We start from the raw sequence: 20,197 nt of genomic DNA, 5'->3' as shown, positions 1-20,197 counted from the left end.
GGGGCTACTCCTCATCCTGTGGTTCTTCGTCCGTGGCCGGGGTGTCCTTGATCACCTCGGTGAGCGCGCGGCCCACCTTCGAGATCTCGGGCTCGTCGACGATGGCGAGGTGGTCGCCCTGCAGCTGGATGACATCCAGCTCGGTGACGATCTCGCCCCAGCCGCCGTCCGGCGCAATATCACGATAAGCCGGTTCCAGCTCGATTGCACCATCGTGCATCCGCTCGGCGCGGAAGAGGGTGACCGGTACATCGACGGCCGCCCAGGCGTGGAAGTCCAGGGACTCGAGGATGCGGTTGTCCACGAAGCTGGCCCGCTGGTGCTCCAGCACGCCCGCGGGCAGCCCGAGGCTGGCGGCCTCCGGGGACTGCAACATCTCCTGGAACATCGCGAGCATGACGTCCTCGCCCTGCAGATCCAGCAGCTCGTGCGGAACCTCCATCTCGAAGCCGTAGGTCTTGTTGACGAAGGCGGCGTAGCGGTCCCAGCGGGCGTGCATCTCCTCCTTCGTATCCGGCGCCGGGTTGGCCGGCTGCACGGTGTCCAGCAGGACGATGCGCTGTACCTCGGCGCTAGGCTCGCCCGCCGCGGCGCGCTGGGCGAGCTGGAACGCGACCTCATAGGCCAGGGCCCCGCCGAAGCTCCAACCACCGAGCACGACCGGGCGGCCATCGGCCAGGGCGATGATCTCGTCCAGGTAGGCCGCGGCGCGGTCCTTCAGGCTGCCCTCGAGGCGTTCGACGCCGTAGACGGGGACGTCTTCCGGCAGGCGGCGGGTCAGCGGCTGGTAGACCACCGAGGAGCCACCGGCTGGGTGGAAGAGGAACAGGCTCGGCTTTTCGGAGCCAGCCGGGCGGGCGCGCAGCACGCGGATGTTGCCTTCGACGGCGGTCTCCAGGCTGGCGCGGACGGTATCCGCCAGGGCGGCGAGGTCCGTGGCTTCGGCGACCTGCTCGGCGGTGACCTCAGCACCGGAGCGTTCGCTCAGTCGCTCGGCGACCTGCTGGGCGGTCTCGGCGCTGATCTTCGGCAGCGGGCTGGTGACACCGGCTGCCGCCTTGCCGTTGATCTTCGCCCAGGTGGCGAAGACGAGGCGTTCGGAGGCGTCGCGCGGGGCGACTCCCCCGGTGTTGACGGTGTAGTCGGTAGCGCCCTCGGCGTCGTCCGCTGCGTCACCTGCTGGCTGAGCGTCGGTCTGCTCCGGCGCCTGCTCCGCAGCTCCCGATTCACTGGTGCGGGAGGCGATCTCCGCCTCGACCATGGCGATGACGGTGTCCACGGAGCCGTCGCGGAGCTGCTGAACCTGCAGCGGCGGCAGGTCGAACTCGTACTCCACGCGGTTCTTGATGCGCATGCCCATCAGGGAGTCCAGGCCCAGGTCGATGAGAGGCAGCTCGCCCGGCAGGTCCTCGACGTCGTAGCCCATGGATTCCGAGACGATCTCCCGCAGCCGCTGGGCCACGCTCACCCCACTGTCCGGGGTCCAGCGGGCCTCGCCCTCCTGGACTTCCGGCAGGGCGTGCGCGGACTGTGTCACCGCGCCCAGCTTCTGCCCCGCATCCTCGGTGGCGTTCGCAGCCGCAGCGGCTGGTGCAGCAGCTGTCGCGCCAGCGCCTGCGGCCCCATCCAGCATGCTGACGAAGGCCTCGCCGAGGACCTGGCCGGTGCCGGCGACGTCGAAAACCTGGAGGGACCAGCCGCCCAGGGTGCGGGTGGCGATGGTCGTGATCTCACCGGCTGCGGGCAGCACCCCGTGGGACTGTGCTGCGCTGACGGCGTGCCCTGGCGCGAGCTCGTCGGCCAGCGCCTCAGCCAGCACCTCCAGGGAGGCAACGCGATCCGCCTGGGTCGCGAAGGCCACCCGGCCGTCCGGCAGGTCCACGCGGCTGCCCGGCAGGCCCTGCGCGCCACCACCGGATGGGTGCGCGTCGGTCCAGTGCGGCTGTTCCACCCAGTGCTGGCCCGGCAGCTGAAGTGCGAAATTGCGCGGGTACAGGCGGCCAAAGTCCAGCTCGGCGCCCTCGGCGTAGAGCTCCGCCAGGAGGTTCAGCAGCGTCTCCGTGGCCGGTTCCTTGCGCTTGAGCGCGTAGAGGGTCTTGGCGTCGCCCGCGTCGTGGGCGAAGGCGTTGTTCATGATCGGCATGAGCGCGACCGGGTGGGCGGAAAGCTCCACGAAGGTGCGGTAGCCGTCCTTGAACTGCTGGCCGGTAGCGTCCGAGAACCAGACCGGGTGGCGGGTGCAATGGACGAAGTAATCCGCGTCGTGCACGGCCTCGCCCGGCTGGTAGACCTCACCGCGGTGGACGGTGGAGTACAGCGGGGTGTGGATCGGGCGGGCGGTGATGCCGCCGATCTCATAGAGCAGCTCGGAGAGGATCGGGTCGAGCATCGAGGTGTGCCCCGCGCCCTTGACGTCCAGCATGCGGGCGAACTTGCCCTCACCGTCCAGGTACTCGACGAGCGCGGCGACGGCCGCTTGCGGGCCGCCGACGGTGGTCATGCCCGGCGCGGCGTAGACCGCGGGCTCCACCTTGGCGAACTCCGGGTGCTCGGTGCGGAAGGTCTCCAGCGCGTCCGGGCCCAGCTCGATGACGGCCATCGCTCCGGCCTGGTCGCCGGTGAGCTGGCCCTCGCCCTCGCCCATGAGGCGGGAGCGGTGGCAGGCCACGGTCATGGCGTCCTCCAGGGACAGCCCGCCGGAGCCGTAGGCGGCACCGATCTCTCCCAGGGACTGGCCGACGATCGCGGCCGGGCGCAGCCCGAACTCCCGCAGCAGGTCGGTCAGCGCGATCTGGACGGCGGTGATGGCGACCTGGGCGGATTCCAGGTCGAAGTTCTGCTCGTCGTCGTTGATCTTCTCCACCAGCGACCAGCCGGATTCGCGCTGCACGATCTCGTCGATCGTGGCGAGGCGCTCGGCGAAGAAGCTAGAGATGCCGGCGAGTTCCTTGCCCATCTTCCGGTGCTGGGAGCCGAAGCCGGAGTAGACCCACACCGGGCCGGTGGCAGCCGGGGAGTCCGCGGTGAAGACGGAAGCGCCCTTCTTGCCCTCGGCGAGGCGCTCCAGCCCGTCGACGGCTTCGGCGGTGGTGGTGGCGCGGACGATGCCGCGGGAGCGGCCGTGGTTGCGGCCGGCGAGTGCTCCGGCGACATCCAGCAGGTCAGCGGACTCGTGCTCAGCAAGCCAGTCGTGCAGGTCACCGGCCGCCAGGCGGCGGCGGGAGGGCAGGAAGCCGGAGACCGGCAGCAAAGCGGCCGGAGTCTCGCAGGACTCCCAGTCGACCAGCGGACGGGCCAGGTCAGCGTTCGCTGCGGCGCCGGAACCGGAAACAACAGAGCCAGCACCAGCATTGCCAGCGGCCCGCTCCTCGTTCAGCGCGGCAGCGTCGCGCAGCTCTTCCTCGGTCGGTGCGGCGATCACCACGTGCGCATTCGTGCCGCCGAAGCCGAAGCCGGACACACCGGCGACCGGGCGGCCGGAATACTCCGGCCACTCGCGCGGATCCTCGACCACCTCGAGGCGCTGGGCGTCGAAGTCGATGTGCGGGTTCGGGCCCACGTAATTCAGGCTCGGTGGCAGCACGCCCTCGCGCATCGCCATCAGAACCTTCATCACGCCGGCCACGCCCGCCGCGGCCTCGGTGTGGCCGAAGTTCGTCTTGGCCGACCCCAGCAGGGTCGGATGATCCGCATCGCGCCCCGCGCCCAGCACCTCGCCGAGCGCGCGAGCCTCGATCGGGTCGCCGAGGATCGTGCCGGTGCCGTGCGCTTCCACATAGTCCACCGTCGTCGGGTCGATCCCCGCGTCCTCGTAGGCGGCGCGCAGCACGGCGGACTGCGCCTCCGGGTTCGGCGCGGTGATGCCGTTGGAGCGGCCGTCCGAGTTCACCGCCGAGCCCTTGATGACGCCGAGGATGTTATCCCCGGCCGCCACCGCATCGGAGAGGCGCTTGAGCACGATCACGCCGGCGCCGTCGGAGCGCACGATGCCGTCGGCATCCTCGGAGAAGGCGTGGATCTTGCCGGTCGGGGACAGCACCCCGGTTTCGGAGAAGGCAATGGTGGCGAAGGGGTTGGCCAGCAGATTCACGCCGCCCGCGATTGCCACCTCGGAGCTGCCGTCGCGCAGGGAGCCGACCGCCTGGTGGATCGCCACCAGGGAGGAGGAGCAGGCGGTGTCCATCGCCACCGACGGCCCCCGGAAGTCAAAAGCATAAGAAATGCGGTTGGCCACGATGGAGCTGGAGTTGCCGGTCAGCGCATAGGGGTGCGCGACCTTCGGGTCGGCGATGATGAGGTTCGCGTAATCGTTGTTCGTGGTCCCCATGAACACGCCCACGTTGTCCCCGCGCAGCGTGTTCGCCGGGATCAGCGCGTCCTCGAGGGCCTCCCAGGTCAGCTTCAGCAGGATGCGCTGCTGCGGGTCCATGTTCGCGGCCTCCAGCGGGGAGAGCCCGAAGAACTCCGCGTCGAAGGACGCCAGGTCCGGCAGGTAACCGCCCGTGAGCTGCGCGTCCGCCATGCGGCGAACCATCTCCGGGTTATCTGCCCACTCGGACCAGCGGCCCTCGGGAGGCTCGCCGATGCCGTCCTGGTAGCCGATCAGCAGATCCCACATCTCGCCGGTGGTCGGGGCTCCCGGGTAGCTGCCTGCCATGCCGACGACGGCGATGTCCCGCTCCCCCGGTGCCTGCTCGCCACCCACGGCCCGCTTCTTCGCGGACGCTGCCGCCGGGACGCTCGCCTGGCCCAGGGACCCCAGGTAGTCGACGAGCGCCCCGATGGAGTTGTGTTCATAGGCCACGGTGGCGTCCACCGACTGGCCCGTGATGCGCTGCAACTCCCCGGAGAGGATCACCACGTCGCGGGATGAGAGCCCGAATTCCTCCAGTGGCTGATCGTCGCGGATCTCCGCCTCCGGGGTGTCGGTGGTCTCCGAAACCCAGTTACGCAGCCACTGCCGGAGCTCGGATTCGCTCCGGGGGTGGTCCTGCTGAGCGCGACCCACGTTATCTTCTGCCATGGTGACCGGGTGATTCCTCTCGTTGCGGTGCGGCGCGTCCTAGTGAATCTTTCATCCTAATGGACGGGCCGCCTAACTCTAGTTGAACTGGCCCTGCGTGTAGGCCTTCGCCGCGACACGGCGGGCGATCTTGTTGGCGCTGGAGCGCGGGATGTTTCCGGCATCCACGATGCGGATATCCGCCGGCTTCAGGCCGTGGATCTTGGACACTGCCGCGCGGATGTCGTTGGCTGCAAGCCCGTCCTCCACTGGGGAGGCCTCCGGGGTGCGCTCCGCGAGGATGACCAGGCCCTCGACGTCCTGGCCCAGCTCGGCGCCCGGTACTGCGAAGGCTGCGATTGCGCCGTGACTGACGTGGGACGTCGCCGCGGCGGCTGTTTCCTCGATGTCCTGCGGGTAGTGGTTGCGGCCCGCGACGATGACGAGGTCCTTCAGACGGCCGGTGATGAAGACCTGATCGTCGACGATGACGCCGAGGTCGCCGGTGCGCATCCAGTTATCCTCCGGTGCGTTACCCGCCCGGGAGTTCTCCGGCAGGCGGTGGTCGGCGGGTAGGTGGTTGCGGAAGGTGAAGGTGGTCTCTTCCTCGCGGTTGAGGTAGCCGGCAGCGGTGTTCTCGCCGTTGGTCCACAGCTCACCGACCTGGCCGTCGGCGAGCTCCTTGCCGGTCTCCGGGTCGACGATGCAGAGGCTCTGCCAGGGGCAGACCTGACCGACGGAGGTCAGCGGCATGGCAGCCTCGTCGCCCTCCGGCAGCGCCACGGCGGTGCCGCCCGCGAGCTGCTCGCGGTCGAACCACTGGGTCCACGGCCGCTTGTCGGTCTGTGGGGTGGTGACCAGCAGGGAGGCCTCGGCGAGTCCGTAGGACGGGCGCATCGTGTCGCGGCGCAGCTGGTAGTTGGCGAAGAGGTCGAGGAAGCGCTCCACGGAGGCGTGGGTGACCGGCTCGGAGCCGTTGACCAGGCCATCGACGCGGGAGAGGTCCAGGTCCGCAAGCAGCTCAGCGTTCGCCTCGTCGGCGGGGTTGGCGTAGCGGGTCGCCAGTTCCAGGGCGAAGTTCGGGACGACGGTGTAGATGTTCTCCTCGTCGTCGCGCTTGTGCAGCTGCTTGATCCAGCGGGCTGGGTTCTGCAGGAAGTCCCGCGGGCTCATGAGGTCGAAGGGAAGGCCCAGAATGGAGGCGAAGGCCGCGAGGATCAGGCCCATGTCGTGGTGCAGCGGCAGCCAGCTAACGATGCGAACCGGCGGCTGTAGCTTCACCGCGATGAAGATCTGCAGGACGTTGGTGACGATGGACTTGTGCGTCAGGACCACGCCCGCCGGGGTGCGGGTGGAGCCGGAGGTGTACTGCAGGAACGCCTCGTCGGAGCTCTTCGGCGCCAGCTCCGGGTGCTTGGCCAGCAGCTCGGCCGGGTTCTGCCACTGCTCAGCGAGGCTGTCCGGCAGGGCGTCGGCAACCAGCACGCGTGGGCGCTCCGGGGCCGGGCGGTCGGAGAAAAACTCGCGGACGGCAGCGGCGGAGCGCTTGTTGGTCATGATGGCCACTGGGGTGGAGGAGTCCAGCACGGCGGTGAGGTGGTCAGCGTGGCCCGGCTCGGTCGGGTCGTAGAGCGGCACCGGCACCAGGCCGGCGTACATGATGCCGAGGAAGCTGTAGACGTACTCGGGCGAGTTATTGGCGAGGATGGCCACCCGGTCGCCACGCTTGGTGACCTGCTGCAGTCGCACGCACACGGCCTTGATGCGGGTGTTGATCTCCTCGCGGGTGTACTCGCGGAGCACGCCTTCTGCTGAGTCGTTGTAGTCCCAGTAGCGGTACAGGACCTTGTCGGCCTCTCCCTGCGCCTTAGCGGCGCCGAAGAGCATCTCGTTCATCCCGGAGAGAGTCAGTGCATCGGGCACGGCGATATTGCCGTTCTCGTCAAAGAACTGCCCCATGGCTGCATTGATATCCATCAGTGGACCACCTAGTCCCTTCCTAAAGCTCAGAAATTGCTGTTTTGTACCCTAAACTATTTAGGTAGCGAATGCACCACTTCAGGGCTCGTGTCTGACGTTTTAGATGGGCTGCTGAACGAGGTCGCGCACCCAGTTGGTGATCCACTCCGGCGCGGTCATTCCGTCGACGACGTCGCGGTTGGTGTCGTAGTGCGCATGGATGCCGTTGGATCCCACCAGCTCCTTCGCCCGGGACACCGCGTTCCCGATCGACGCCGGCGCGTCGCAGACAGTATCCCCTGCAGCACAGAAGTTCTTCACGCGGTCGTTGAGCTCGCCGAAGCCATCCGGACGCCCGCCGCGCATCGTCGCCCCCGGCACGATTGGCTGCACGAGGGCGTTGACAGCGTGGAGCGCCACCTCCGCGCCGATACCGGTGTTCTCCTTATTACCCACCAGTTCGCCGTGCTGTGGCTCCTGACGGCCGTCCGCGATCAGCGCGACACCGGCGATCAGGGAGGGATCCACCGGCCCGCGGTGGTTGCCGATATTCGACGCCAGGTCGCCGGCAATGACCGCACCCTGGCTGAACCCGACGAGGATGAATTTCGTGGCCGGGCACTTCTCGTGCGTCGCCTGAATCTCCCCGACAGCACGCCCCAGGCCCTGCTTGCGGGAGTCGTCGTAGCTCATCTCGTGCTGCGCGTTGAAGTTCCTGAACTGCGCGGTATAGGGCACCGTGTGGATCTTCACGCGCTCCGGGTCGGTCTGCTCCTGCAGCGGTTGGGTGACGTGCAGCAGCAGGGAGCGGGGGTTGGCCGTCGGGTTCACCGGGTCGTCGTCCGCCTTGGACTCCCAGGTACCGGGCAGGGCGATGACCTCGTAGTCAATGCACCCCGGCGGGTTCGGGCTCGCCTCACGGCCCGGCTTCCCGGAGCCCTCGTGGGAGCCGGGTCCGCCGAAGCCACCCTTCCCATCGGTGCCCAGCCAGGAGCCGATGCCGGCGATGATGAGCACCAGGAGCACCACCAGGCCGATGATCGTCACGGTTTTGCCGATTGGCTTGCGCATTATTCTTCTTTCCTCCCGGCCGCACTTAGCGGCAGAGGTTTTCATCCGCGGCGGTGCGCAGATCCTTCATCATGGATTCGAACTTCTGGGTGAGGGCGTCGTCCCCCTTTGGTGGGTCGACGAGCCCCTGGGCGAGCATCTGGCCGGCCGCGACCCCGATCAGCGGGGTATCCGATTCACGGCAGTGGTGGTAGCCGGCGGCGATGATCTGCGACTCGACGGCGTTGCGGTCCGCATCGTCCACCTTGTCGAAGTGCACGCCGGACTTCTCCAGGGCCGCCAGGAAGTGCTCCTCCTCCTCGCTGCGGTCGTCTCCCTCGGGGACGTCCTCGACTTCCTCAACGGCGCCGTCCTGCGCGCCCTTGCCGGTCGCACCGTGGTCGCCGGAGGACGCGCCCTCGTCCTTGGAGTCGTCCTTGCCCTTATCATCACCCTTATCCGGCTTCGCGGATGCGGAGACGCTCGGCACGGCGGTGTTATCGGCCTGCTCCGAGTTATCGACGGTGCTGCCCGTGCCGCATGCGCTGGCCGCGCCGAGGAGGGTCAGGCTCGCCAGGATGGCCAGCGGCCGCCGCATCGTTGGGAGGCTGGTCTTTCGCACAGTGCGCTTCCTTTCCATTGGCGCCGGAATTCGGCGGGTCAGCCATATTACGACCCCGCCGGGGGCTGGGGCTAGCAGCCAGGCGCGGTGAACGGATTGCTAGTTAAAACGATACCGGGCACCGGGGAGAGTACTGGCGTACGCGCCGCCCCTCCCGGTGCCCGGTCTGCCGGGTTTTTGCCTTCCCGGCCCCGCCCTATGGGCGAGTGTTACTTCTTGACGATCTTGCCGTTGACCTGCTGGATCTCGCCACCCTGGAACTTCACAACCTCGCCGCCCGCGGGGATCGCGACCTGATCAGAGACCGGCAGGCCGTACTTGCCCTGCTCGTACCCCTCCTTACCCCAGGCGTCGAAGATCGCGCCCTTGTAGATGATGTGAGCGCCAGTCTTCGGGGACCAGTAGATGAAGCCGCCGGTGAACTCGGAGAACTTACCCTTGCCGTTCGGCAGGTCCATCTCTCCGGTGACCGGGAAGCCCAACTTGGACTCCGGCCCCTTGGCAGCCATGTACTTCTTGGCGATCTCGCCCTGGACGTACTGGGTCTTGCCGTCCTTGTCGCGGGTGATGACACCGTTCTGGAAGCGCTGCACCCAGCCGTCGCCGACCGTCTCGGCGTTCGCCACTGGGTAGCCGAGTGGGCCGTTCTCGTAGCCCTTCTCGCCCCAAGTGCGCATGATGTCCTTCTTCACCGCGTAGGCACCGGTCTCGTGGGTCCAGTAGATGTTGCCGTGCTCGAACTGGACGAAGCGGCCGCGGCCGTTGGAGATCGTGATCTCCTCGCTCTTCGGGTAGCCGAGCCAGGAGTGGGTTGCGCCCATCTCCACGTAGCGTGCACCGATGCGGCCCCACAGGAAGTGGGCGCCGGTGTCCGGGTGCCAGTAGGCACGACCGGAGCGGTAGTCCTGGACCTTCCCGCCGCGGGCGGCGTCGTACTCACCGGAGACGCAGGCGCCGACCTGGGCGCCGATCTGCGGGGCAGCCTTCAGCGCATCGCCGATCGCACCGCCGGCAGCACACTGCGCGCCACGGTCATCCTTGGAGAGGGAGAGCGCGTCGGCGATCTGTGGCCATGCCTGGGTCATCTCGAACTGCCAGTACGGCCAGTTGTGAATGCCGGAGTTGCGGAAGTGGGCGGTGACATTCACGCCCTTCTTCTTGGCTTCCTTGAGGAAGGTCTGGGTGGTCAGGCGGGACATGACCTCCAGGCCGATGCCGGCCGGGCTGTTCTCCTCCGGGTTGCCCGGGGTGCCGTTACCGGCGGAGACGTACACGGACATGTCCTTCAGCAGGCCAACGCCCAGCTTCGGGTCGTGCTCGTACCAGTCCTTGGAGCCGAAGGGGCCCCACATCTTCTGCGCGTCGTAGCCGCCGCCGTCCTGCGCGGCGTAGGCGATGCCCTGCGGCATGCCCGGGGAGGTGGTGTCCAGGTAGCCGGAGAAGGAGCCGACGAACTTCCACATCTTCGGGAAGCGCTGCGCGAGGTTCATCGCCGCGGTGCCACCCATGGACAGGCCGACGATCGCGCGGTCCTCGGTGCTGCGCCAGCCCTCGCGCAGGACAGCCGGGAGCTCGTTGACGAGGAAGCTCTCCCACTTGTAGTGCTTGCCCTTATCCGGCTGCTGCCAGTCGGTGTAGAAAGAGGACTCGCCGCCGACCGGAAGGACGACGTTGACGTTCTTATCCGCATAGAAGTTCGCGATATTCGTGGACAGGGTCCAACCGGACTCGTCCTCGCGGGCGCGTAGACCGTCGAGCGCCCAGACGGTCGGGAACTTCTGGTCCGGCTTGGAGTACCAGTCGCGGGCCAGCAGGATCTGGACCTTGACCGGCTTGTCCGGCATGGCGGCGGAGTTGATGTAGACGTTCGCCCAGCGGTCGGTAATCCACTCGACCTTGTCGACGGAGACGCCCGCCGGCAGGCCGGGGAGGTTCTGCTCCGTCACGCGCACCGGCTTGCGGTCCGGGACGTTGTGGGGCTCAAGGTAGCCAGTGCCGGAGCCAGGGCCACTGGAGCCGGCCAGGCTGCCGGCATCCTGCGCGTTGGCAGCTGGCATCAGCGGCAGAGCGAGGGCCGCGGCCAGCGGCAGGGCAAGCGTCGCCTTCCCCATACGGGACGGGCGGGGGAGTTTCGCAGCAATGCGCATGTGTTTTTCTTCCTTGTGTCCTTGTCAACGTCAAAAAGGCCGAGATCCGGACTGGTAGCTCCCGGTCGAAGCGGGTTCCCCTCCCGCTTCGGCCTGGGTTTCTCGCCAGCCTCAGTAGCCACAAAGCCTCAAGCTTCACTTAAGGCTTAAGCTTACTGTTTCGTTAGGGCTTGTAAAGCACACTCGACGGCAACTCGCAGAAAAGTTTCCGAGACACAAAGAAAGGGGCGCCTCCTCACTATCGAGGAAGCGCCCCTCTTTTACAGAGCCTGGGCGGTCAGCCACCCGCGGGCCGACACAATCCCATCAGGCTCACACCGGACTAAGCGCCCAGTGCGCTCAGGATGTGCGGGCGAGCCTTGTGCAGCTCAGCACCCCAGTTATTCCAGTTGTGAACGCCAACGGGGCTGTAGCTGACGACCGGGTTGATGCCAGCGCCGCGCGCAGCGATCTCGAACTTGCGGGTCGAGGTGCGGGAGAAGAACTCCAGCATGACCGCGCTAGCTCCGACAACGGGGTTGTTCACGAAGTCGATATCCGGCGTCGGGCCACCAAGGGAAGCCGAGAGGTACATCGGCATCCCCTGCAGACGGCCGACATTCAGGGTTGGGTCGTTACGGAAGCGAGCCGGGCTGGCCGGCGGGCCCCACATGTTCTCAACGCGAGCACCCGGGCCGGAAGAATCCTGCATCGAGTAGTTCATCGCGAAGTACATGCCCGGGAAGGTCGGGTTCAGGTAACCGGACATGGAGGTCACCTGCTTGAACTGGTTGCGGTGCCACGCGGCGAGGTTCATCGCGGCCATCGCACCCATGGACAGGCCGACCACGGAGTTATTGGTGCGAGAGACGCCGAACTCGCGGGCCAGATAGTTCGGCAGCTCGCGGGTCAGGAAGGTTTCCCAGCGCGGCGTACGCGGACCATTAGTGCCGCCCCAGTGACCCTGCCAGTCGGTGTAGAACTGACCCTTGCCGCCGACCGGCATAGCCAGGGTGACATTATCGTTGACGAACTTGCGCGGAGCGTGTCCCAGCTCCACCCAGTCGCTGTAGTGCTCTGGAGCGCGCAGACCGTCCAGGAAGTAGACGCCGGCGCTGCCGCCACGGGAGGCAGCCTGGATCTGGACCTTGATCTTCTGGCCCATCGACGGCGAACTGACCCAGCAGTCCTGGACGTAGTACTTGTACGGGGACCAGGTGCAGCCCGGGCGCAGCACGCCACGGGTATCGGCCGACGCCTGCGGAGCAGCAACGGTTGCCATGCCGAGCGCAGTAGCAATGGCCACCAGCACCGCTGTGAGGCGCTTACCCATAACCATGGAGCTCATTTTAAGGTTCATGAAAAATCCCTCAACGACGAATAGTTAACGGCATGACGTTATCAAATCTTTATCTGACACGCCATGCCGTTCGCATGAAAACTTTTGTTTTGAAAACTCTCTTGGGTATTAGAGGGCCGGGACCACGTAGACCGCGATGCCGATCGTCACCAGCCAGGCCAGCGCAAGCACCTGCAGGGCGCGGTCGTTGAGCGCGATTTCATCCGGCGCTCCGCCGTCGCCACGGTCCACATCGGCAGCGTAGCGCAGGATCGCCACCGTGAATGGAACCATCGAGATCTGGTACCACACCGCGGCTGCACCGCTGACCTGCTGGGAGAGATCGAAGCCCCAGAGCGCGTAGCTCAGCACCACGGCCGTTGCGGCCAGCGTCCATACGAAGCGCAGGTAGGTCGGGGTGTAGCTTTCCAGGGACTTGCGGATCTTCGCGCCTGAACGCAGGGAGAGTTTCAGCTCCGCGTAGCGCTTACCGGCCGCCATGAACAGGGAACCGAAGGCCGCGACCAGCAGGAACCACTGGGACAGGATCACTCCAGCCGCCACGCCACCGGCCATCGCGCGCAGCATGAAGCCGGAGCTGACCAGCGCGATATCGATCACCGGCTGGTGCTTCCAGCCGAAGCAATAGCCCAACTGCAGGGCGATGTACACGGCCACAACGATGGCCAACCCAGGCCCGGAGCTGGCCAGGAAGGACCCGCCCACCGCCAGGGCGATGAGCACCACCGACATGATGTAGGCCAGCGAGACCGGCAGCACACCAGCAGCGATCGGCCGGAAGCGCTTCGTCGGGTGCTGCCGGTCGGCGTCGACGTCGCGGGCGTCGTTGATGAGGTAGATGGAGGACGCGGCGAGGCAGAAGGCCACGAAGGCGATGAGGATGTCCAGCAGCACGCGCCCCTGAAAGATGACGTCCCCACCGGCCGCGACGGGCGCGGCGACGACCAGGACGTTCTTCACCCACTGCTTCGGACGCAGTGCCTTGATCATCCCGTCGAGCAGGTTCTTCGGTGGCTGCAGCTTCTCCGCCTCCACCGAGGTGCTCGTCTTCGACGCGTCATATTCCGTGCCCTCGTAGCGGCGCGCCATCGCATCTGCCGACTCAATGCCGGAGGTGTGGGGCTCGCCGCCGAAGAAGGATTCTGGATCCCGATTGCTCACTGTTACGCGTCACTCCCTGTGGAAAACAAGTGTCTTTTCAACCCGCTAGGCATCGCGGCCGCTTAGCCGCCGCTTCAAGCGGGGGACGATCGTCTTCTGAACCGCCTTGCTGCTCGTCAACCCGATAAGCGTACCGACGATCACGTCGCTCGGGTAGTGCACGCCCAAGACTAGGCGGGAAAAGCCCATGGCGGGAACGCCCGCCAAAGGCGCCTTCTTTCCGCTAAGGTCCGCCATGCTCACCAGTGCTGCGGTGGAGCTGGTGGCGTGCGAAGAGGGGAAGCTCAGCTTGGACGGGGTGCCCACGCCGATGCGGATCGCAGGGTCGTGCGGGCGGGGTCGGCGCACGATGCGCTTGATGATCACGCTCGCGGCGTGCGCAATGAAGGCAGAGACACCCACGCCCAGCCACTCAGCCCGGCGCGGCTTATCCACCACAGCCCCCGTGGCGGAGACCGCGAACCAGCCGAGAGCGTGCTCCCCAAAGTGGCTCATACCGCGCGAGATGCGCTGCACCGAGGCCAGGCTGGAGCCGCTCCCCGGCTCGCCAATCGCGTTCTGGATCGCGACCAGCGCGCGGGTCTCGCCGAACGGATCGCCCGCGACGCGGTCCGCGGCCTGAGAGTCCTGCGCGACCATTAGGCACGCTCCTTCTTCGGCGCCAGGTCGGAATCCCGCCCGGACTTAGCCAGCTCGGATTCCGGTTCGAAGATCTGCGCCCAACCCTCGAGGCTCGTCAGGTACGGGTGGGCCTCGCGGTAGCGGGTGCGCAGCTCATCGAAGCGCTCCGCGACCTGCTTCTGCAGGCGCATGGACTCGCGTGCCAGCTCCAGCATCTTGGCGCGGTCGCGCTTGCGGTAGACCACTCCCCGACCATCGGCGGTGGTCACGGTCGCCCCGTCCACGCGGGAGAGGCTGAACCACCGGGCCTCGATCGGCGGCAGGCTGACCTGCGGCACCTCGTGGTGGCGCTCGTCCGCCGGCTTAGCGTTGTTGATCACAGCCTGAGTCAGCGTCTTGACCTTCGCCGGGATGCTCAGCGGGATGCGGGTGAGGTTGCGCGGCCCGCCGGATGGGTGAGGCAGCTCGGAGGCCGACGGGATCACCACGGCATCCGGGTAGCTCTTGCGCAGCGCGTTGATGCGTGGCAGGGAGGTGTCCAGGATGCTGAACAGCTGCTCCGGGCCTGCCAGGAAGTCCTTCATCGCTTCATTCTGGATGGCGACGGTGGAGTACTCCAGGCACAGCAGGTGCTTGGCGGTCGCTTTCGCCATCGAGGTAATGATGCCGCGCGGGCTGCCCTCGTGCTGGATGGCGGCGACGATGAGGCGGTTGCGCAGGTGGAAGTAGGCCTGCCAGTCGATGGCGTCGTCCTTATCGGACCAGGCCATGTGCCAGATCGCGATGCCTGGCCAGGAGGCGGTCGGGAAGCCGGCGTCCTTGGCACGCAGGCCGAACTCGCCGTCGTCCCACTTGATGAACAGTGGGAGCGGCTGGCCGATCGTGTCCGCGACGACGCGCGGGATCATGCACATCCACCAGCCGTTGTAGTCGACGTCGATGCGGCGGTGCAGGTCCCGGGAGTCGATCTCCTCGCCGGAGGCGTTCTTGCCGTAGGAGCCGCGGTCGCGCAGCGGGTGCTTGTAGAAGTCGTGGTCGTAGTGGGTGTGGGGTGCGGCGGTCCACATGAAGGAGCCGCGGTCGATGACCTCACCCATGGTGTGCAGGTGGCTGCGCTCCTGCAGGTTCAGCATCTGGCCGCCGATCAGCATCGGGGAACGCGCGTAGCGGGCAGCCGCCAGGGAGCGCAGGACGGAGTCCGGCTCGATCTGGATGTCGTCGTCCATGTAGAGGATGAACGGGCTGGTGGTGCCGCGCTCGGCGTGACGCGCCTCGTACATGATGCGGGAGTAGCCGCCGGATCCGCCGAGGTTGCCCTGCTGCACGATGCGCAGCTTGTCACCGAAGTGCTCGCTGACGGCCTGGAAACCGGGCTCGTCGGCCGGGTGCTTATCACCCTGGTCGGGCATGATGACCGCGTCGATGACCTTGCCGACCTCCGGGTCGGAGGCCAACGCCTCGAGGGCGGCGACCGCATCGGCCGGGCGGTTGAACGTCGGGATGCCGATGGTGACGCGTGGCTCGGCGGCGGGCAGCTTGTCACCCGGGTTCAGGTGGGTTTCGGCTGCGGTGTCGGCGTCGCGCACGACGGCCGGAGACTGCAGGACCTGCCCCTCGGCGGGCTTGGTGGCGTACCAGCCGGCGGAGTGGACGGTAGTTTCGGACTCGCAGGTCAGGTCGAACCAGATCCAGCCACCGTCCTCGAAGGGGGCCAGGGAGACGGTGAACTCCGCGGTGCCGCGCCCCTTCTCGTCGACGTCGACGTCCGCGCCGGTCACGGCGATGCGGGAACCGTCGATCTTGGAGCGGTAGATGTCCACGCGGGCCTCGCCGGTCAGCTCGATGCGCAGCTGAACCTCGTCCAGCTGGGACCAGCGGCGCCAGTAGGAAGCGGGGAAGGCGTTGAAGTATGTCTCGAAGGAGATCTCCGCACCGGCCGGGATGCGGCACTCGGTGCGGGAGAGCGCGGTGACGCGGCCGGTGGTCGTGGACTCGTTTTCCACGATGTAGAGGCTGCGGACGTCGCGCGGCTCGCCCCGCTTCGGCAGGATGATGCGGGCGAGGCGAGTATCGTCAAAATTTTTGCTGGAGTGTCCAGTCATATGAGCAGGTCAAACCTTCAGATCAGACAATAGTGATAGGTAATCGACCCTATTATCCCCCACGACCCGCCCCTGATGGCAGTACGCCACGGCCCGCACCGGCTTTCTCGCTGTGGAGTTCCGGTGCGGGCCGTGGCGTATGTGCGCGGTGGGTGAGCTGCTTCGGGGCGCTCCCTTGTGAGCGAGCGCCGGTGGGCTATCCGCGGCGCCTTAGATGTGGCGGGAAAGGATGCGCGCCACGCCCTCGTTACCGACCTGGGTGAGGTGGGTTGTCATGTTGTAGGGCGTGGAGGTGTTGTCGACCAAGCCGGACACGTAGCGCTGGTTCGCTGGCGCGCAGGTGCCGTTGGCGCGGGTCGGGCCCTCCATGTCGATCCAGCCCACGCCGGTAGCCTTCGCGGCTTCGCGCTGCCAGTGCTGGGCGGCGTCCTGGGCCATGCGCACCGGCGGGATGGTCAGCGCGACGCGCTGCAGGGCGTGGGTCTGGATCCAGCAGCCGGTGCCGTACTTATCAACGATGTGCGGGTAGCCCACGAAGGCGACCTTGGCGTTCGGGGCGGCGCGCTTGATGCGCTCGACCTGCGGCCGCACGCCAGCGACGAAGTTGCGGGTCTGGACGTTGATGTGGCCCGGGGCCTTGATGTTGTCCAGGATGCCGATGTTCATGAACACCGCGCGGGTGGAGCGGTTGAGATTGCCGTGGGCGATGGCCTGGTCGACCTGACGCTTGAGGTTGTTAGACCCGTTGGACGGGGCGTAGGCGACCGCACCGTTGCAGGCGTAGTCCTCAACCTTCACGCCGGTCTGGCGCTGCAGGCTCGCGGCGACGCGGACCTGCCCGCGCTTGCAGCGTCCCTCCGCCGGGGCGTTGCCGGTGACCTTGCCCGGCCCCTGCCAGAACTCCGCCATCTGGGATGGGAAGGTGCCGGTTCCGTTGGACCACATGGAGTCACCAAAGAGGACGACGTTGCGCGGCGCGGCGTCGGCTACTGGAGCTGTTGCGGTGACTGCGCTGCCAGCCATCACGACCGCGGCGAGCCCGGCGAGCATTTTCGACATCTTCTTCTTCAGCATCTACCCATCCCTTGGTTTTGCGTTGGAAACTCTATTGTTCTGCACTTCGCGCAGCTTCGTGCCGCTTCGCGGTTTTTCATTGTCATACATCTGGCGCGCAGATCCAATTGCCAGCCAACTGCTAGCTGGCGCACAGCGACGGCACGGCAGGTCACTGCCGTCACTGTGACACCATCCTCGCCGACTTCCCCGCCCCCTTCGAAAACGCCACTGACCTGCCCTCTTCCTCATCTTGGCGACGGCTTGTTTTCATGTTGGCAACACAGTGTTGCTAAATTTGCTTCCAGCGGATTTCCGCTTAATTTCTTCGCGGTTCCCCGCCGCGCACTAGTTTCCACATACGCAGAAAGTTTTCCCATGTTCCTAGCCTGGCGCGAAATGCTGTTCGCGCGGACCCGATTCCTCCTGATGGGCGTCGTCCTCGGGCTGATGTCCCTGCTCGTCGTCATCATCTCCGGCCTCACCGCCGGGCTTGTCAACGACGGCGTCTCTGGCCTGAAGGCTCTGGACGCGGACGTCATCGCCTTCGAACGCGGCACCCAAACGGACTCCGCGTTCACCCGCTCCATCGTCGACGTCGACGAAGCCGGGAAGATGGCCGAGCTCGACGGGATCACCGACACCGCCCCACTCGGGCTGACCATCGCCAACGCCCACAACCAGGACGGCACCGCCGTGGACCTGACCCTGCTCGGCGTACGTCCCGACTCCTTCATCGCCCCGCCTGGCCTGCCAGCCATGAGCCCGGCCGCCGACCGCGGCGAGCAGACCAGCACCCCGCACGAGGTCATTCTTTCCGCCACCTTGGCGGATGAAGGCATCGAGGTCGGGGACACGATCACCGTCGACCGGCTGGAGACCCCGCTCAAGGTCACCGGCTTCGCCGACGGGCAGCGCACCTTCGGCCACGTCGACGTCGCCTACCTGCCGCTGGACGTGTGGCAGGAAATCCACGCGGGCGCTCGGCACGGCGAGACAGTGAAACCGGAAGCCTACGAGGAGGCCTCCGTCGTCGTCGCGAAGACCGCGGACAAGGCAGACACCGCAGCGCTGTCGCAGGCCGCCGGACTGGACGTCCACACCCTCAAGGAGAGCTTCGACTCCTCCCCCGGCTACACGGCGGAGATGATGACGTTGACGATGATCAAGTGGTTCCTCTTCGTCATCGCGGCACTGGTCACCGGCGCGTTCTTCCTGGTCTGGACGATCCAGCGGGCGGGCAATATCGCCACGCTGCGCGCCATGGGTGCGACCAAGGGCTTCCTGCTGCGCGACAGCCTGGGCCAGGCCGTGAGCATCCTCGCGCTGTCCATCATTGCCGGCGCGCTGATCGCCGTCGGGCTGGGCAGCCTGCTGGAGCGCACCGCCATGCCTTATGCCACCGAGTTCGGCTCCGTCATCGGCGGCAGCCTGATCCTGTTTTTCGCGGGCCTGATCGGCGCGGTCGTCGCCGTCTACCGCGTCACCCGCACCAATCCGCTCGCAGCCCTAGGAGAGAACCGATGAGCCACGCACTGAACCTCAGCGATGTCACCATCCAGTACAGCGACGGTGATTCCCAGGTCACCGCGCTCGACCACGTGAACCTTGCCGTGTCACCGGGCGAGTTCGTGGCCATCGTCGGGCCTTCGGGGTCCGGTAAGTCCACGCTGCTCGCCGTGGCAGGCGCGCTGACCAGCCCGGATTCTGGCCGCGTGGAGGTCGCGGGCCAGGACATCACCGGCCTCGACGATGCGGGCCTGGCGAAGGTTCGCCGCGAAAATATCGGTTTCGTCTTCCAGTCCTCCGGCAGCTTGCCTTCTGCCCTGACCGCGGAGGAGCAGCTAGAGCTGGCCGCGCGCGTGATCGGCAAGCGGGGGCGCTACTCCAATGCCGAACTGCTGGGGAAGGTCGGCATGACCCGGCGCGCCCAGCATCTCCCGGGCAGTCTTTCCGGTGGTGAGCGCCAGCGCGTGGGCATCGCCCGGGCGCTGGTCGGAAACCCGCAGGTGCTGCTGGTCGACGAGCCGACCGCTGCCCTGGATCGCAGCCGCTCCCAGGAGATCGTGGAGCTGCTCGCCCGCGAGTGCCACGAGTTCAACGTGGCCGGCGTGATGGTCACCCACGACTACGAGGTCCTTGGCCACTGCGACAAGGTCTACGAGATGGTGGACGGTCGCCTGACTGTGTCCGACTAGGTCCGACGTAGACTCGGGAGTATGCCCAAGATTACGGAGGAGACGGTCGCCGAGCACCGCGCGGTCCAGCACCGCGCGGTGCTCGAAGCCGCCGAGCGGCTGATCGTGGAGCAGCGGGGCAAAGTCCCCACGCTCGCGGAGGTCGCCGCGGAGGTCGGGCTAGCTCGCCCTAGCGTGTACCGCTACGTCTCCTCCCAGCACGATCTTCTGGTCCAGCTGCTGATCCAGTCCACCCAGGAGTGGAACGCGGAGCTGGAGGCCAAGATCGCGGACGCTCCCCCAGAGGCTCACCAGCGGATTCGCGCTTATGTGGACGCCACACTGGATCTCTTCGCCCACGGCGCCCACGGCCCGCTGGTGGCCGCGGCGCAGAGCTTCCCGGCGGCCTTCGCCGATGAAGAGGTGCAGCGCTCGCACGCCGGTTTCCAGACCATCGTCGCGGACTTCTGCCCGGGCGTGGCCCCGGTGGACATTGCTCTGCTGAATGCGGCGATCGGGCGGGCGGCCGAGATGGTCGACAGCCCGGAGGCCTTCGACCATGCACGGCAGACGCTGTACGCGATGGCCGAGGCGCTGGTCTAACACCGGGCTGAGCCACCTGGCGCGGGCTGGATCACGGTGCTCGACGGTGAGCGTAAGCTCGCTGGCTTCGTCTCCGACGGCGGCGTCCTCGACGTCATCGGCGACTCGGTTCCCGCCTTCACGACCCCTTACGCGCTGCTGGCGCACAATTTCTGGACGCTGCGCCAGATGGTGACGGCAAACAAAGACGGGCCTCCGGCAGGGTGAGGAATTTCCTCGCTCCCCGCTGGTGGCCCGTTCCTTAGCAAGCCGCCCAGGCTCGCCGTGCTTGTTCGCTCGGCACCCAGGCAGTACTACTGCCCGCGTGACTGGCTCAAGCTCCCGCCATTAGCTTCACAAGTAGCCATGCACGCTAAATGGC

General features: G+C 66.9%; 14 protein-coding genes. 4 read left to right on the top strand and 10 right to left on the bottom strand.

The features are described from left to right. Positions 1-4: 4 nt before the first annotated feature. The 10 genes from pks13 to QP140_RS04630 all read right to left on the bottom strand — a co-directional run bounded on the left by pks13 (position 5) and on the right by QP140_RS04630 (position 17,077). Entirely contained in the window at positions 5-5,023 is a 5,019-nt protein-coding gene (gene pks13 / locus QP140_RS04675) for a polyketide synthase Pks13 (protein WP_284758465.1), read from the bottom strand. A gap of 78 nt (positions 5,024-5,101) precedes the next feature. Then, on the bottom strand, positions 5,102-6,979 hold the full coding sequence (locus QP140_RS04670) for a FadD32-like long-chain-fatty-acid--AMP ligase (RefSeq protein ID WP_284758464.1): 1,878 nt from the start codon (positions 6,977-6,979) through the stop codon (positions 5,102-5,104). 102 nt (positions 6,980-7,081) lie between these two features. After that, positions 7,082-8,032 (bottom strand): cutinase family protein, encoded by a 951-nt coding sequence (locus tag QP140_RS04665; protein ID WP_284758463.1) that lies wholly within the window; start codon positions 8,030-8,032, stop codon positions 7,082-7,084. A 25-nt stretch (positions 8,033-8,057) separates the two neighbouring features. Then, positions 8,058-8,633 (bottom strand): hypothetical protein, encoded by a 576-nt coding sequence (locus QP140_RS04660; RefSeq protein WP_284758462.1) that lies wholly within the window; start codon positions 8,631-8,633, stop codon positions 8,058-8,060. Positions 8,634-8,842: 209 nt separating this feature from the next. Then, on the bottom strand, positions 8,843-10,780 hold the full coding sequence (locus QP140_RS04655; RefSeq protein ID WP_284758460.1) for an alpha/beta hydrolase-fold protein: 1,938 nt from the start codon (positions 10,778-10,780) through the stop codon (positions 8,843-8,845). A gap of 322 nt (positions 10,781-11,102) precedes the next feature. Beyond that, positions 11,103-12,098, bottom strand: coding sequence for an alpha/beta hydrolase (locus QP140_RS04650; RefSeq protein WP_284758458.1), 996 nt, complete (start codon positions 12,096-12,098; stop codon positions 11,103-11,105). A gap of 129 nt (positions 12,099-12,227) precedes the next feature. Next, on the bottom strand, positions 12,228-13,280 hold the full coding sequence (locus QP140_RS04645) for a decaprenyl-phosphate phosphoribosyltransferase (protein WP_148811519.1): 1,053 nt from the start codon (positions 13,278-13,280) through the stop codon (positions 12,228-12,230). 45 nt (positions 13,281-13,325) lie between these two features. Continuing rightward, positions 13,326-13,919: a phosphatase PAP2 family protein gene (locus tag QP140_RS04640; protein ID WP_284758457.1), complete on the bottom strand. Its 594-nt coding sequence runs from the start codon at positions 13,917-13,919 to the stop codon at positions 13,326-13,328. After that, positions 13,919-16,003 (bottom strand): glycosyltransferase, encoded by a 2,085-nt coding sequence (locus QP140_RS04635; RefSeq protein ID WP_284758456.1) that lies wholly within the window; start codon positions 16,001-16,003, stop codon positions 13,919-13,921. Before QP140_RS04635 ends, QP140_RS04640 begins: the two co-directional genes overlap by 1 nt. A 210-nt stretch (positions 16,004-16,213) precedes the next feature. After that, complete coding sequence (locus QP140_RS04630; RefSeq protein WP_284758455.1) at positions 16,214-17,077, bottom strand: GDSL-type esterase/lipase family protein; 864 nt, start codon at positions 17,075-17,077, stop codon at positions 16,214-16,216. Positions 17,078-17,434: 357 nt separating this feature from the next. On the opposite strand from QP140_RS04630, the gene QP140_RS04625 reads away from it, so the two are divergent. The 4 genes from QP140_RS04625 to QP140_RS04610 are packed head-to-tail and all read left to right on the top strand — an operon-like array spanning position 17,435 to position 20,043. Further along, positions 17,435-18,583, top strand: coding sequence for an ABC transporter permease (locus tag QP140_RS04625; RefSeq protein ID WP_284758453.1), 1,149 nt, complete (start codon positions 17,435-17,437; stop codon positions 18,581-18,583). Then, positions 18,580-19,254 carry an ABC transporter ATP-binding protein gene (locus QP140_RS04620; RefSeq protein WP_284758452.1) on the top strand — a complete coding sequence of 225 codons (675 nt, stop codon included), beginning with the start codon at positions 18,580-18,582 and terminating at the stop codon, positions 19,252-19,254. The genes QP140_RS04625 and QP140_RS04620 overlap by 4 nt, the downstream gene beginning before the upstream one ends. 21 nt (positions 19,255-19,275) lie before the next feature. After that, positions 19,276-19,836 carry a TetR/AcrR family transcriptional regulator gene (locus QP140_RS04615; RefSeq protein WP_284758451.1) on the top strand — a complete coding sequence of 187 codons (561 nt, stop codon included), beginning with the start codon at positions 19,276-19,278 and terminating at the stop codon, positions 19,834-19,836. A 36-nt stretch (positions 19,837-19,872) separates the two neighbouring features. Beyond that, complete coding sequence (locus QP140_RS04610) at positions 19,873-20,043, top strand: hypothetical protein (protein WP_284758450.1); 171 nt, start codon at positions 19,873-19,875, stop codon at positions 20,041-20,043. Positions 20,044-20,197: the final 154 nt, after the last annotated feature.

The organism is Corynebacterium sp. UMB9976 (assembly GCF_030212265.1).
Taxonomy (GTDB): Bacteria; Actinomycetota; Actinomycetes; order Mycobacteriales; family Mycobacteriaceae; genus Corynebacterium.
The sequence above is the reverse complement of the archived record's forward strand: the minus strand, read 5'-3'. Positions and strand labels throughout refer to the sequence as shown.

Excerpts from the sequence above, each read along its gene's own strand:
- QP140_RS04650 (WP_284758458.1), bottom strand. The coding sequence starts at position 12,098 with ATGGTTATGGGTAAGCGCCTCACAGCGGTGCTGGTGGCCATTGCTACT.
- QP140_RS04640 (WP_284758457.1), bottom strand. The coding sequence starts at position 13,919 with ATGGTCGCGCAGGACTCTCAGGCCGCGGACCGCGTCGCGGGCGATCCG.
- QP140_RS04625 (WP_284758453.1), top strand. The coding sequence starts at position 17,435 with ATGTTCCTAGCCTGGCGCGAAATGCTGTTCGCGCGGACCCGATTCCTC.
- QP140_RS04670 (WP_284758464.1), bottom strand. The coding sequence starts at position 6,979 with ATGGATATCAATGCAGCCATGGGGCAGTTCTTTGACGAGAACGGCAAT.
- QP140_RS04615 (WP_284758451.1), top strand. The coding sequence starts at position 19,276 with ATGCCCAAGATTACGGAGGAGACGGTCGCCGAGCACCGCGCGGTCCAG.
- pks13 (WP_284758465.1), bottom strand. The coding sequence starts at position 5,023 with ATGGCAGAAGATAACGTGGGTCGCGCTCAGCAGGACCACCCCCGGAGC.
- QP140_RS04665 (WP_284758463.1), bottom strand. The coding sequence starts at position 8,032 with ATGCGCAAGCCAATCGGCAAAACCGTGACGATCATCGGCCTGGTGGTG.
- QP140_RS04620 (WP_284758452.1), top strand. The coding sequence starts at position 18,580 with ATGAGCCACGCACTGAACCTCAGCGATGTCACCATCCAGTACAGCGAC.
- QP140_RS04635 (WP_284758456.1), bottom strand. The coding sequence starts at position 16,003 with ATGACTGGACACTCCAGCAAAAATTTTGACGATACTCGCCTCGCCCGC.
- QP140_RS04655 (WP_284758460.1), bottom strand. The coding sequence starts at position 10,780 with ATGCGCATTGCTGCGAAACTCCCCCGCCCGTCCCGTATGGGGAAGGCG.
- QP140_RS04630 (WP_284758455.1), bottom strand. The coding sequence starts at position 17,077 with ATGCTGAAGAAGAAGATGTCGAAAATGCTCGCCGGGCTCGCCGCGGTC.